General features: G+C 58.5%; 13 protein-coding genes. 4 read left to right on the forward strand and 9 right to left on the reverse strand.

The genetic code is table 11. The features are described 5' to 3' along the window. Window positions 1-78: 78 nt before the first annotated feature. Both nrdB and yfaE read left to right on the forward strand, forming a co-directional pair. Window positions 79-1,212 carry a class Ia ribonucleoside-diphosphate reductase subunit beta gene (nrdB, locus tag ACTG20_RS12780; protein ID WP_194496416.1) on the forward strand — a complete coding sequence of 378 codons (1,134 nt, stop codon included), beginning with the start codon at window positions 79-81 and terminating at the stop codon, window positions 1,210-1,212. Continuing rightward, window positions 1,209-1,532 (forward strand): class I ribonucleotide reductase maintenance protein YfaE, encoded by a 324-nt coding sequence (gene yfaE, locus ACTG20_RS12785; RefSeq protein WP_194496415.1) that lies wholly within the window; start codon window positions 1,209-1,211, stop codon window positions 1,530-1,532. Before nrdB ends, yfaE begins: the two co-directional genes overlap by 4 nt. 128 nt (window positions 1,533-1,660) lie before the next feature. Here yfaE and mltA read toward each other — a convergent pair whose 3' ends face one another. Next, window positions 1,661-2,812 (reverse strand): murein transglycosylase A, encoded by a 1,152-nt coding sequence (gene mltA / locus ACTG20_RS12790; protein ID WP_019445143.1) that lies wholly within the window; start codon window positions 2,810-2,812, stop codon window positions 1,661-1,663. A gap of 150 nt (window positions 2,813-2,962) precedes the next feature. Here mltA and ACTG20_RS12795 point away from each other — a divergent pair, with 150 nt between their 5' ends. Next, window positions 2,963-3,214 carry a DUF1289 domain-containing protein gene (locus tag ACTG20_RS12795; RefSeq protein ID WP_149152909.1) on the forward strand — a complete coding sequence of 84 codons (252 nt, stop codon included), beginning with the start codon at window positions 2,963-2,965 and terminating at the stop codon, window positions 3,212-3,214. A gap of 19 nt (window positions 3,215-3,233) precedes the next feature. Here ACTG20_RS12795 and ACTG20_RS12800 read toward each other — a convergent pair whose 3' ends face one another. From ACTG20_RS12800 to ACTG20_RS12825, 6 genes are all read right to left on the reverse strand, one after another. Further along, entirely contained in the window at window positions 3,234-4,397 is a 1,164-nt protein-coding gene (locus ACTG20_RS12800; protein WP_439987704.1) for an AGE family epimerase/isomerase, read from the reverse strand. 74 nt (window positions 4,398-4,471) lie between these two features. Continuing rightward, window positions 4,472-5,320: a PTS system mannose/fructose/sorbose family transporter subunit IID gene (locus ACTG20_RS12805; RefSeq protein WP_064341275.1), complete on the reverse strand. Its 849-nt coding sequence runs from the start codon at window positions 5,318-5,320 to the stop codon at window positions 4,472-4,474. Next, window positions 5,320-6,123, reverse strand: coding sequence for a PTS mannose/fructose/sorbose/N-acetylgalactosamine transporter subunit IIC (locus ACTG20_RS12810; RefSeq protein ID WP_194496413.1), 804 nt, complete (start codon window positions 6,121-6,123; stop codon window positions 5,320-5,322). Before ACTG20_RS12810 ends, ACTG20_RS12805 begins: the two co-directional genes overlap by 1 nt. A 12-nt stretch (window positions 6,124-6,135) precedes the next feature. Then, window positions 6,136-6,630, reverse strand: coding sequence for a PTS system mannose/fructose/N-acetylgalactosamine-transporter subunit IIB (locus tag ACTG20_RS12815; protein ID WP_064341276.1), 495 nt, complete (start codon window positions 6,628-6,630; stop codon window positions 6,136-6,138). Between the two features lie 9 nt (window positions 6,631-6,639). Next, on the reverse strand, window positions 6,640-7,068 hold the full coding sequence (locus tag ACTG20_RS12820; RefSeq protein WP_064337979.1) for a PTS sugar transporter subunit IIA: 429 nt from the start codon (window positions 7,066-7,068) through the stop codon (window positions 6,640-6,642). Window positions 7,069-7,074: 6 nt separating this feature from the next. Continuing rightward, a complete protein-coding gene (locus tag ACTG20_RS12825) occupies window positions 7,075-8,841 on the reverse strand; it encodes a class I mannose-6-phosphate isomerase (protein ID WP_194496412.1) in 1,767 nt (588 codons plus the stop codon). A gap of 211 nt (window positions 8,842-9,052) precedes the next feature. Between ACTG20_RS12825 and ACTG20_RS12830 the strand changes: the two genes are divergently transcribed. Further along, window positions 9,053-10,060: a LacI family DNA-binding transcriptional regulator gene (locus ACTG20_RS12830; RefSeq protein ID WP_439987705.1), complete on the forward strand. Its 1,008-nt coding sequence runs from the start codon at window positions 9,053-9,055 to the stop codon at window positions 10,058-10,060. A 32-nt stretch (window positions 10,061-10,092) separates the two neighbouring features. Here ACTG20_RS12830 and ACTG20_RS12835 read toward each other — a convergent pair whose 3' ends face one another. Together ACTG20_RS12835 and ACTG20_RS12840 are read right to left on the reverse strand one after the other, a co-directional pair. Continuing rightward, entirely contained in the window at window positions 10,093-10,671 is a 579-nt protein-coding gene (locus ACTG20_RS12835) for a glucose-6-phosphate isomerase family protein (protein WP_234915353.1), read from the reverse strand. A gap of 310 nt (window positions 10,672-10,981) precedes the next feature. Continuing rightward, window positions 10,982-12,451 (reverse strand): inorganic phosphate transporter, encoded by a 1,470-nt coding sequence (locus ACTG20_RS12840; RefSeq protein WP_021230067.1) that lies wholly within the window; start codon window positions 12,449-12,451, stop codon window positions 10,982-10,984. Between the last annotated feature and the right edge of the window lie 186 nt (window positions 12,452-12,637).

Below are 12,637 nucleotides of genomic sequence, written 5' to 3' on the forward strand. Positions count from 1 at the left end.
CACGGCAAGAACTGATAACCGGGCGGGAGCATGAAGCTCCCGCTCTCCTGTTTTCTCTATTCACATATTCTGGTAACCATGGCCTATTCAACTTTCTGCCAAACCCAAAACGACCAGCTCAAAGAGCCGATGTTTTTTGGCCAATCGGTCAACGTAGCCCGTTATGATCAACAAAAGCACGAAGTGTTCGAGCGGCTGATTGAAAAGCAGCTCTCCTTCTTCTGGCGCCCGGAAGAGGTGGATGTCTCCCGTGATCGCATCGACTATCAGGCCCTGCCGCCCCACGAGCAACACATCTTCATCTCCAACCTGAAGTACCAGACTCTGCTGGACTCCATTCAGGGCCGCAGCCCCAACGTGGCCCTGCTGCCGCTGGTCTCCATTCCGGAGCTGGAAACCTGGATTGAGACCTGGGCCTTCTCCGAGACCATCCACTCTCGCTCCTACACCCATATTATCCGCAATATCGTCAACACCCCCGCCCAGGTGTTTGACGACATCGTGACCAACGAGCAGATCTTGAAGCGCGCCGGCTCCATCAGCCACTTCTACGACGACCTGATCGAAGCGACCGCCCTCTACAACCTGCACGGTGAAGGGACCCACACTGTCGCGGGCCGCGAAGTGACCATCACATTGCGCGCGCTCAAGAAGAAGCTCTATCTGTGCCTGATGAGCGTCAACGCGCTGGAGGCAATTCGCTTCTACGTCAGCTTCGCCTGCTCCTTTGCCTTCGCCGAGCGTGAACTGATGGAAGGCAACGCCAAGATCATCAAGATGATCGCCCGCGACGAAGCGCTGCACCTCACCGGCACCCAGCACATGCTGAACCTGATGCGCAGCGGCCAGGATGACCCGGAGATGGCCGAGATCGCCGCCGAGTGCGAACAGGCCTGCTTCGAGATCTTCAAGGAAGCGGCCATTCAGGAGAAAGAGTGGGCCGAGTACCTGTTCCAGGACGGCTCCATGATCGGCCTGAATAAGGACATCCTCTGCCAGTATGTGGAGTACATCACCAACCTGCGCATGAGCGCAGTCGGCCTGCAGCCAGCCTTTGCCGGCACCAAGCAGAACCCGATCCCCTGGATCAACACCTGGCTGTCATCCGACAACGTACAGGTCGCCCCGCAAGAGGTAGAGGTAAGCTCCTATCTGGTCGGCCAAATCGACAGCGAAGTCAATGCCGACGACCTGGGTGATTTCGAGCTGTGAGTGACGCCACCAACACGCTGACCCCTGCCCCGCACGCACCTGCCGAACAGCATGCGGTCGTGGCACCACGGGTACATACCCGGGATGGTGCCGTGCTGCACGCCCATCCAGGCGAAAGCGTGTTGGAGACCCTGGAGCGCCATGGTCATCATGTGGAATTCCAGTGTCGCAGCGGCTATTGCGGCGCCTGCCGCACTCCGCTGATGGCTGGCAAGGTGCACTATCCTGCGGTGCCCTTGGCATTTGTCGCCCAAGGGGAGTGTCTCCCCTGCTGCTGCAAACCGGTCGGCGCCATCCAGCTGGATATCCAGAAGAGCTGACGCAGCCACCAGCTGCCACTCTCACAAAATAGAAAGCCGCCGGAGCAATCCGGCGGCTTTTTTTGTCTCTTCATCTTTGCTCGGGTTTGCTCGGGCGCCCGATGACAGACGCACACCCCCTCAGAGGATTACAACCAGGGGGCGGCAGTCGGCCCGTGGTGCAGACCCAGCTTCCAGACCCGGCCAAAGTGCTTGTAGTGACCGGCTGCGACGCCAGCCTTCTCGCCCATACCGTGGTAGAGATCGAGGTGCCCCTTCTTCACCGCCCCGCCCACATCCAGCGCAATCAACAGCCGCAGCTGGTGCTTGCCGGTCCAGTTGCCCTCTTTATCGAGCAAGGGGACTTCGGCGAGGATCGGGGTACCCATCGGCAGCAGGGTCTTGTCGGCAGCGACGGCCGCCAGCGGCAGCAGCGGGATACCGGCCGCACCGATCACATCATTGGTGGGTCGACGCTCGAAGAAGACATAGGAGGGGTTCTGCTCCACCAGCTCCTTGACGCTCTCCTCCGGTTGACGGTTGGCCCACTCCTTGATGGCCTTCATCGACATCTGCTCTTTGGGCACTTCACCGCGATCGATTAACACCCGGCCGATACTGACGTAACCGTGACCGTTCTTGCCGCTGTAGCCCAGATATTGCAGCCGATCGTCATCCCCGTAATGGACAAAGCCCGAGCCCTGCACATCCATCAGGAAGTTGTCGATAAGGGATTTGCTGTAACCCAGCTCCAGTCCACGGTTGGCCAGGGCCCCCTGATGGATCTCGGCCCGGGTCGGACAGCGACCGCCACATTTGGGCATGGCATAGATGGGATATTTGTACTTGGCATCCGGGCGGTGACGCACCTCCAGCACCGGCGAGTAGTAACCGGTAAAGAGCACGTTGCCCATGCGATCGGCACCGCCCAGCTGAGCGAGGCTGATACCGTAACGGGTGATGTCGGCAGGATTGCCGCCGCCCGCTACCCAGCGGGAGAGCTGATGATAGAGTTCGCCATAACGGCGGGTCATCTTGCCGGAGCGCTCCAGCACCAGCCGGCTCTGGGGGCCAAACTTGCTGTAGTCGGCACGCGCACGGCTATTGACCCGCTCCACCCTCACCAGATCCTCTGGCAAGGTCCCGTCCAGATACTGCTTGCCCAGATTTTCCGGCACCTCGCAGTTAAGAAAGCATCTGTTGTCGGTCTGCTTTTTGGGCACTTCTGCTTTATCAGAGTTGCCCGCACAACCGGCCAGTCCCAGCACTGCGGCGGTCAGCCAGTACGCGTGTTTGTTCATATGTCCTCATATAACGCCAAGAGCCATGCTCGGCGGGGAAGATGCCAAATTTGCAGGGGGAAAGCAAACGACATCAATCACTTGAAGCAGGATTTCTCCAAAGGGGATCCGCTGGGTTATAACAAGGTGACAGGATGTGCGAGGTGATGGATGGAACAGCTCGAAATATTCCCGCTGCAGAGCCCCTGTATCGGGGTCTGCGAAGTGAACAACAAAGGCTACTGCAAGGGGTGCCTGCGCAATCGCGAGGAGCGTTTCAACTGGCTCACCATGACCCCTGCCCAGCAACAAGAGGTGATGCGCCTGTGCCGGGATCGCAAACGCCGGGTCGAGGCTGCGCGGCGCAAGGCACAGGAAGGCGCGCTCAATGAACCGCAAGCGCAACCCGGCTGGGATTTTTAAGCGTCTCCCATAGGCCACCCTACTCCCCGATACCCACCCCTGCGACCCGTGCCAGTTCGCTAAACGCCACAAACAGATGATAAAACGTGCTGGCTGGCGCATGAGAGGTCAGCGGCTTCCCCTCGCTATCCACTTGGTCAATCCACTGTCCGGGCTTCGCGGGCAACAAGTAGTAGTGGAAGATCCGCGCAACCACCTCGCAGATCTGACAGGCGGTAGCCTCATCTCCCTGTTGTTCATAAGCCGCCAGGAGCGCTTTCAAATGTTCGGTCTGGCACCAGAGCCGGCTGGTATCGCGATAGATTTGCCCATCATCGGTCAGCTCATCGATCACCAGCCCGGTTTGCCCGTGCCCGTGGCGGATGGCAAAGCGGGTCAATATCCCGATTGCCTCGTCAATCTCGGTGCTGGTTGGCTGGATTTCCCAGCTGCTGGCAAGAGTCCGGTAGCGTGCCAGCAGCCAGCACCACTCGTAGTGATGACCCGGGTCGATAAGACGGGAATCGGCATGACGCGCCAGCAGCGCATCGTCGAAAAACTCGCGCAGTAACCCGGGTTCCAGAAAACGCTGACGAAACAGCCGATACAGCGCGGTTGCCCGCTGCTGCCATATCACATCATCAAAGCTGTCTGCCGCTACCAGCAGCGCCTCGAACAGATGCATATGGGGATTTTGGCTGCGCAGTGGGCCAGATGGCCAACTGGAGTGGAATCCACCGTGCAGCGGGTCCAAAAAGAGTTGCTCAATGGCCTGATAGCTCGACTCGGCCTGTTGTTGCCAACGTGGATCGCCACTCAGACGATAGAGCCAACACCCAGCCAGCAGGGCAAACGCGTATTCATAGCTGCAGACTGATGCGTCAGCAATCGAACCATCCCGATTAATGGAGAAAACGCTATGCCCCGCCCCATCGTCAAAATGACCCATACCGACCAAAGCAGAACGCTCGGCAAGGGTGCGCCCGTCGTACCACCCCAGCAGAGTGGCGTGGCTGAACACATAGATCTGGCGGCTCTGTACCCGAAAACGGGTCGGCTGCCACAAAGGCTGCCCAGCACTATCCAATCCCTTGGCAAACAGACCACGCTCGGGGTCAACCCCCTGCGCGCCCCAAAGGGGCAGCGCCTCGGAGACCAGCCAGCGATGGCAATGCTGTGCAGCCTCAATAACCTCGATATGCATGAATTACCTCTCGCAACGGCGATAAAAAGGGAGAGCCAAGCTCTCCCATTGGTGACCAAATGGCCTTGACCCCATCAGAAAAGACCGATGGCGACCCCGACAAAGGCCAGCACCAACAGCCCGAGCATCGCTTTGACCGGCGAAACGTTGCGCTTGGCCATCAGATACCAGGTACCCAGCACCACCACCAGCGGCATCAGTTTGGGGAAGATGCCATCCAGCATGCTCTGCACCTGGATATTGACCCCGTCCGAGGTGACAAAATCGAGTCCGGTTGAGAGGTTGACATAACTGGCCGCCACACCGCCCATCACAAAGACCCCTAGCAGGGAGAGCGCCTCGCGCAGCTTGGCCGACTCGGAACTGACCAAAGACTCCACCGAACCAGTGCCCAGCTTGTAGCCCTTCATAAACAACATGTAAGAGCCAGTAATGGCGATGGCGTTGAAGCTGATGATGTAAAACAGCGGCCCCAGCACACTCCCCCCTGCCGCCAGCGCCATCCCGATACTGAGCAGAATGGGCACCAGCATACCGGGGATCATGGAATCACCGATGCCAGCGATGGGCCCCATCAGGCCAACCTTGAGGGTGTTGATGGTCTCACCGTCGATCTTCTCGCCATTGGCCCGCTTCTCTTCAAGCCCGACTGCCAGCCCGTTGATAATGGCGCCGATCTGGGGCTCGGTGTTGTAGAAGGAGGCATGGCGTTTCATCGCCTCCATCCGTTCAGCCTTGCCGGGATAGAGCTTCTTGAGCGCCGGCATCATGCCAAGGCAAAAGCCGAACGATTCGAGACGCTCGAAGCTCATGGAGGAGAGGTTGTACATCATCCACGAACGCCAGCAGGCACGCAGATCCCGTGAAGTAAGAGCAACCGGCTGCTTGGCCGCCAGTTCCCCTGATTGCAGTTCTGTGTTCATCAGAATTCATCCTCATCATCGGTTTGGGTAGCAGCACGGGCAGCGACTGCAGGGCGTTGTTCCGGCTTGTAGTTGTAGTGAATGAGCGCCAGCAGGGCCCCAATCATCACCAGCCCCACCATGTTGAGCTTGAGAAAAACGATGCCGACAAAGCCCACAAGGAAGTAGATCAGCATGCTGTTCTGCTTGATGATCTGCTTGAGCAAGATGGCAATGCCGACCGCAGGCAGAATGCCGCCCACCACCGTCATGGTACGGATCACCAGCTCCGGCAGGCTGTTCATGAACCCTTCGATGTACTGGTTGCCGAAGTAGACGGCAATGAAGGTCGGCACAAAACGCAGCACAAAGTTGCTGGCCTGCGGGAAGATGGCGCTGTTGAGGTAAACCCCCTGTTCATCGCCCTGCTCAAGCGCCACATCGGCCCTGTGGTTCCAGTAGGAGTTGAACACCATCATGAAGTTGAAGAGGATGGTCCCGGCGATGCCGATGGTGGCGGCAATCGCCACGGCAACCGACGGCTCCTTGCCCGACATGATGCCCAGCGCAATGGCCGGAAAGGCGACGAAGTTGAGATCCGCCGGCATGGAACCGCCCGGCGTCACCATGGCGATATAGACTGCCTGCACCGCCACCCCGATCAGGATACCGGTCTGAATATCCCCCAGAATGGCACCGACCAGCATGCCCGATACCAACGGGCGGGTAATGGTGTACCAGCCACCGGTCAAGCCCAGCAGCCAGGGGCTGCTGAGGGCACCGAGATAGCAGAGTATCCCGATGAGTGTTGCTTCCAGAAACATGATCTCTGCTCCCTATTTCAGCTTTTTCTGGGCATCTGCCCAGCTGTAGTGACTGGCATCCGGTACCAGCCGAAAGTCGATCTCGTGACCAAGGTTGGCCAAGTAATCAAAGGCGGCGATCTCCTGCGCCGTCACCGACTGGTTGGGGCCTATGGTGGTAGTCTGCTCGCGGGCACTCATGGGCCCGACGTTGATCTTGCCGTTGAGATTATCCAGGGAGATCCCGGCGGCGCACAGGCGCTGCAGGGTGACCGGCGACTTGCCAATCACGAAGTAGCGCTTATCACTGGCGATCACCTTGGGCAACTTGGTAATGGCGGTCGCCACATCAAACAGCCACACCTTGGTATCCGACACTGCCCCCGTCATCACCTGGGAGAGCAGCGGATCGGCCGCCACCTCATCATCGATCGCGACGATACCGTCACAAGGAAGCTCTCTGGCCCAGCGGGTCACCAACTGACCGTGGATCACCCGATCATCAATGCGTACAAATGAAATCGCCATCTCGCTCTCCTAGAAGTTGTCATCTTGCTGGTGTGCCGCTGGGGCCGCGATCACCATGGATTCCAGTGCCTGGGCCAGCAACTGGCGGGCAGCCTCGTGCACATCCGTTGCCGCCAACCAGTCGGCACTCATCAGCAGCATGGGAAAATTCACCCCGGTCACCACGGCTACCGGCTGCGGCCATGCGGAATCAAATGCAAAGCGGCATGCCACGTTGTAGGGGGTGCCGCACTCCATGTCGCACAGCACCAACACCCCGTCAGCCCCCGCGCCATGACGGCGCAGGGTCTGTTCAAACTCGGCGCGAAACGCCTCTATTCCTCCCTCTTCGGTCAGAGAAACTGTGGCTACGGCGGGCAACTCGCCGTAGACCATATTGGCGCTGGCCAGCAGGGCCGGCGCCAGTGAACCATGGGTTGCGATAAGGATCCTCAGCATCTCCGGTTACCCCCTCACAAAGGCTTTGATGGTGGCAATGGTCTGCCCTTCACTCTCGCCACTCGGGCGGATACGATAGCGCCCTACCGACGCCGGTACGATGAAGGTCTCGGCGTAGTGCACCACGAAGGGGGCGAAGGCGTTGTCCGGGCTATCTACCGTTGCCTCCCGACCCTCTATCAGGTTGAGCACTTGTACAGTGCCGCCGGTGTCGTGCTCTACCGGCACGCTGAACCAGTGGCGACGAGTCTCGATAAATTCCCGCTCATGCAGTCCGGTGCGCTCTTCACGCCACCCTTCCCCTTCAGCGATGGGCTCAATGCAATTGACCAGATTTCGCTCGGTCCAGTCGGTATCCCGATCCCACTGGATCACCTTGCTGCCATGCTCCAGATGGATGGGGCGCGGAATGCCGTCGAGCCCGACCCGGCCCCAGTCCCACAGTTTGAAGGTGAAAATGTAGGGGGTGGCGCTGATCTCAAGTACCATGGCTCCCTCTCCCGAGCAGTGGACGGTTCCAGCCGGGATCAGGAAGTGGTCGTGCTTGCGGGCCGGGAAACGGTTGATGAAGCGCTCGTCGTCGAAGGGTTTATCACCGCGCTGGGCGGCGGCCAGATCCGCCAGCATCTCCTGCGGGTCGATACCGTTACGGGTGCCGAGGTAGACGCAGGAGTCCGGCTTGGCATCGAGCAGGTAGTAGCTCTCGTCCTGGGTGTAGTGCATACCGAACTCCTGCTGGATGTATTCAGTCAGCGGATGCACCTGAAGACTGAGCGGCTGCCCCCCCACCGTATCGAGAAAATCGAACCGGATCGGGAACTCGGCGCCAAAGCGGGCGTGTACCCGCTCCCCCAGCAGGGCTTTTGGCTGGCACAGCACCAGGTTTTGCGACGGGATCTCCACCCTCACCTCGCCAAAGCGCAGGTAGAGGCTGTTCTCCTCGGGCACACAGTCAAAGCACCAGGCGTAGTTGGGTTGGGCTGGGTCCAGATCACACACCTGCTTCATCCACTGCCCGCCCCAGACCCCCGGGTCAAAGAAGGGCACCACCCGAAACGGCTGGCGCGCCGCCTGATGCAACCCTTGTTGCAGTGCCGCCCCCGTTACCATGGTCGGCTTGTCCCTGGTGTTGGTGTCGAGCAGGAAATCGATGGTGGGCAGCTGGGCCAATTTATGGCGGTCAAACACTCGCCACTCGATGAAGAAGGCGCGCTTGTAGCGGCGCAGTATGTCCTCTTCGGTGTTATCAGCGCCCCAGTTGCCAATCTCTTTACGGCGCAGACGCTGCTGGATCTCCCAGCGGGCAAGATCGGCATAGACTCGCACATTCCCTTTCGCCACCAACGAGGCGCCGCAGCCCATCACCACCACCAGACCTTCGGCTATCTCTGCGACCTGCTGTTGCAGGCGCGCCAAGGCGACCGGGTCAAAAAACTCCACCATCTTGTGGGGCGCCAGCACGCCAAAGACCCTGTCATCTGTGATGAAACGATCCAGCATCGCCAGCACTTTGGGTTCGGGCAGGCGCGCCTGTTCCACATCAATGAGCGTGTGAGGCCCGAATCTGGTCAGCAGCTGGGTGCGTAGCTCGGTCTGATCCACACCGTGATAGCAGTCGATCACCAGTACCACTTTCGCCTTGTCTTGCCCGTTCACTTTGGCTTGCAACTGATGGGCAATCTCATCCCATCCCGCACAGGCGGACCGCTCATATCCAACAACGGTCACTTCTGGATATTTGTCGTAGTTGGAAACGTAACTCGAATGAATCATTGGCTTGCTCTCTCGTTGACACCTACGACAGAGATAAATCGATTAACCCATTAACCACAACCTGATAAACACGATTAACCTCAAACATTGGGATATATCATCGGCATGGGCGGTGAAATTCGTGATCAACCGCTCACTTGCAACCTTCTCTCATCTGAAATCAAGGTTAATCGATATATCTTGATGGCACGATCATGACTGGACCCACACCATGAGCAATGTGACTGTTGCCGATATTGCCCGCCACTTGGGCGTTTCCACCGCCACCGTCTCCATGACCCTGCGCAACAAGGGACGCATTTCCGACCACACTCGCCAGCGGGTACTCAAGGCCATCGACGAGCTCGGCTATGTTTACAACCAGACTGCCGCCAACCTGCGCAACAAGAGCAGCAATCAGGTTGGCCTGTTGCTGCACGACATTACCAACCCCTTCTATGCAGAGATGACAGCGGGCCTGAGCCGGGAGATGGAACACCACGACCTGATGCTGTTTCTCGCCAACAGCGAGGAGTCGGCGGCAAGGCAGCAGCAATTTATGGATTCGCTGCAACGCAACAGCGCCGCCGGCATGGTGATCTGCGCTGCCCAGCCTACGCCCCACAGCTTTTTCGAGAGCCTGCAACGTCGCCATATGCCCACCATTCTGGTGGTGCGACCGGTGCCGGATGTGGCGATCGACTTTGTCGGCACCGACAACTTTCTGGGCTGTCAGCTGGCGACCGAGCACCTGCTGAAACTCGGCCATCGTCATATCGCCTTTGTCGGGGGCTCCCCCACCTCCATCAGCCGCTCCCAACGCCTAGGTGGTTATATGAGCAAGCTGCTCGAACACGGTATCACAGCCAAACCGGAGTGGATCATCAGCTGCGGCGCCAGCCGGGTAGAGGGCACCCGCGCCACGACGGCGCTGCTGGAGCAGCACCCCGAGGTGACGGCGGCGGTCTGCTATCAGGACGTGGTGGCACTCGGCGCCATGCTGGCGCTGCGCAAACAGGGGCTGCTCATTGGCCAGAACTTTGCACTGGTGGGCTTTGACGATCTGCCGGAGACAGCGCTGGTTGAACCGGCGCTCACCACCGTCTCGGTGGCGGCGCGAGAGATTGGCCGCAAGGCGGGTGAACTGCTGCTCGAGCGGATGGGCGGCAACGACGAGCCAGCCAAAAGCATCATTCTGCCCCCTACCCTGGTGGTACGCCAATCTTGCGGCAGCCGCTAACGGGGTCGCTCACGACCCATGCAGGCTGATGGTTAGGTGATTGAGACACTCACCTCGCTGCTCACAACACAAGGTTCCCCTTCCTTCCCTGCGACTACCCGCAGGCCAAACCCCCGCTCTGCCATCAGCCGGTAATCATGACCGGCAATGGCAGGCCAGACCGCCAACGCCGAGAGCTGCGTCTCGCCAGTGTTGACAAGTCGATGGGCAACGTGGCCAGGGATATGATGAACGCTTCCGGCAAAGACCTGCTCCAACCGGCAAACACCGGCCATATCCTGCAACAGCAATAGTCCCCTTCCGCACAATCCGAAGTAGTACTCCGCCTGCTCGGCGCGAGCATGGATATGACCGCGGGTCATAAAAAACTCGTTCCCTATCCTGCCGGCCTCAAGATGGGTGACACCCATGTTGAGATCCCCCTCCACGCCACTGCTGGGCAACATCGCCACACGATAGAGCACAGTTTGCGGGTCAACCCCTGCTTCAGAAGCAGGATCGGCAAACAAGCCATACAGATCAGCCAACCTTGTACACTTCTCCACCAGTTCGGCACCGGACAAGCTGCCGGTCGCAAAATCCACCATGGGCGGGATCATCAGCTTCATCATCTACTCCTCAGTGACGCTTTATCAGATGGTGCATCTGCACCTCGCCAAAACACGCTAATTGGTTAATCCATTAATCACAAGAGAAGCACACTATTAGAAAGAGATATTCGATGACGAAAGTTCAGCCAGAAAAACCATAACGAGTCGTCAATCAAATAATGAAGAAGAGCCTTCTTATCCGTTTACCTCAAGAACAAAAAACATCAGGTGGAGATACAACTCCACTGAAAATTCATAGACACAAAAAATGCCGCCCGATCTTTCGACCGGGCGGCATTGTGATTGTGATGCGCGTTATGAACGCGGCAGATCAACCAAACAGATGGTGGCTGACGATGAACAGGCCGCCGGAGAGCAGCATGGTCAGCGGCAGGGTCAACACCCAGGCCATCAGGATAGTCTTGATGGTCTGGCTCTGCAGGCCGGATTTATTGGCAATCATGGTCCCCGCCACCGCAGAAGAGAGGATGTGGGTGGTGGACACCGGCATACCGGTCAGACTGGCAACCCCGATGGAGGTAGCAGCAGTGATCTGGGCCGCGATGCCCTGGCTGTAGGTCATGCCGGTGGTGCCGATCTTCTCGCCCACGGTATGAACGATACGACGCCAGCCCACCATGGTGCCGCAACCGAGCGCCAGCGCGATGGAGACGATCACCCAGGTCGGTGCGTATTCAGCGGTCGCGGTCAGATCCTTGCGCCATTTGGCCAGATCGGTCAGCTCCTTGGCTGGCAGCGGCAGCTTGGCAGCCTTGCGGGCGGTGTCATCGATACAGAGCAGCAGACGACGCACTTCGCGGCGGTCGGTCAGGCTCATCTGATCATAAGTACGCACGGCACCCAGACGGGCATCCAGGGTGGCCATCGCCTGCAGCACGCCATCGGCGGAGCAGTGGGTCATCAGCTCTTCCTGAGCCGTTGCCGGTGCAGAGAAGTTGATGACACCGGAGAGGGCGGACTGGTTGCGCTGGTAGATCTCCATGATGCGCTGGTTGGCATCCTGGGTCCGGTCCAGATCATAGGCGCGGCTGTTCATGTCCAGTGCGAAATAGGCGGGCGCCATACAGATCAGCACCAGCATCACCAGACCGATCCCCTTCTGGCCATCGTTGGAGCCGTGCACGAAGCTGACGCCCATGGCCGAGGCCACCAGGGTCAGACGCGCCCAGAACGGCGGGTGTTTCTTGCCATCCACCAGCTGGCGCTCTTCCGGCGTTTTGTGGATCTTGTTGCTGGTCCAGATGCGCTTCATCGCCAGCAGCAGGAGTGCCGCGATGATGAAGCCGATGGTGGGAGAAATGATGAGGGAAAGCATGATGTCGATCGCTTTGCCCACGTTAATCCCTTCTGTCACCGGTTTATGGGTGATCCAGGCATAGGCGCCGCCTACCCCCAGAATGGAACCGATCAAGGTATGTGAACTGGAGGCCGGGATCCCGAAAAACCAGGTGCCCAGGTTCCACACGATGGCAGAAAACAGCAAGGAGAAGACCATGATCAACCCTTGGGTGGAGTCCATCCCAAGCAGCAGGTCGATGGGCAGCAGATGGACAATGGCATAGGCCACACCCAGTCCACCAAACATGACGCCGAAAAAGTTGAAGATCCCCGATGCAACGACCGCCAGGTGAGCTGGCATCGCCTTGGTATAGATAACCGTTGCTACCGCGTTGGCGGTATCGTGAAAGCCGTTGATAAATTCATAGGCAAGCACAAAAAAAACGGCCAATACCAAACCGATTGACCACCACAAACCCAAACCACTAAACATTTCAAACATAAAAAAAAGCCTGTTTATGAGTTGCGGCGGATTATGCCAGATGGCGGCCAACACCATAGCCACCATTGAAATATTTCAGCCATAAAAAAAAAGAGCTTTTTGGAAAAAAATATCCTAGAGCCAGTCCTCATGCGGCTTGCCATCGATTAATTAAAGCCGTCAATGATTGCGGGAAAGGGCAAAAAT

It is taken from the genome of Aeromonas sp. 84A (assembly GCF_051919345.1).
Lineage (GTDB): Bacteria > Pseudomonadota > Gammaproteobacteria > Enterobacterales > Aeromonadaceae > Aeromonas > Aeromonas veronii.

Excerpts from the sequence above, each read along its gene's own strand:
- nrdB (WP_194496416.1), top strand. The coding sequence starts at position 79 with ATGGCCTATTCAACTTTCTGCCAAACCCAAAACGACCAGCTCAAAGAG.
- mltA (WP_019445143.1), bottom strand. The coding sequence starts at position 2,812 with ATGAACAAACACGCGTACTGGCTGACCGCCGCAGTGCTGGGACTGGCC.
- ACTG20_RS12795 (WP_149152909.1), top strand. The coding sequence starts at position 2,963 with ATGGAACAGCTCGAAATATTCCCGCTGCAGAGCCCCTGTATCGGGGTC.
- ACTG20_RS12800 (WP_439987704.1), bottom strand. The coding sequence starts at position 4,397 with ATGCATATCGAGGTTATTGAGGCTGCACAGCATTGCCATCGCTGGCTG.
- ACTG20_RS12805 (WP_064341275.1), bottom strand. The coding sequence starts at position 5,320 with ATGAACACAGAACTGCAATCAGGGGAACTGGCGGCCAAGCAGCCGGTT.
- ACTG20_RS12810 (WP_194496413.1), bottom strand. The coding sequence starts at position 6,123 with ATGTTTCTGGAAGCAACACTCATCGGGATACTCTGCTATCTCGGTGCC.
- ACTG20_RS12815 (WP_064341276.1), bottom strand. The coding sequence starts at position 6,630 with ATGGCGATTTCATTTGTACGCATTGATGATCGGGTGATCCACGGTCAG.
- ACTG20_RS12820 (WP_064337979.1), bottom strand. The coding sequence starts at position 7,068 with ATGCTGAGGATCCTTATCGCAACCCATGGTTCACTGGCGCCGGCCCTG.
- ACTG20_RS12825 (WP_194496412.1), bottom strand. The coding sequence starts at position 8,841 with ATGATTCATTCGAGTTACGTTTCCAACTACGACAAATATCCAGAAGTG.
- ACTG20_RS12830 (WP_439987705.1), top strand. The coding sequence starts at position 9,053 with ATGAGCAATGTGACTGTTGCCGATATTGCCCGCCACTTGGGCGTTTCC.
- ACTG20_RS12835 (WP_234915353.1), bottom strand. The coding sequence starts at position 10,671 with ATGATGAAGCTGATGATCCCGCCCATGGTGGATTTTGCGACCGGCAGC.
- ACTG20_RS12840 (WP_021230067.1), bottom strand. The coding sequence starts at position 12,451 with ATGTTTGAAATGTTTAGTGGTTTGGGTTTGTGGTGGTCAATCGGTTTG.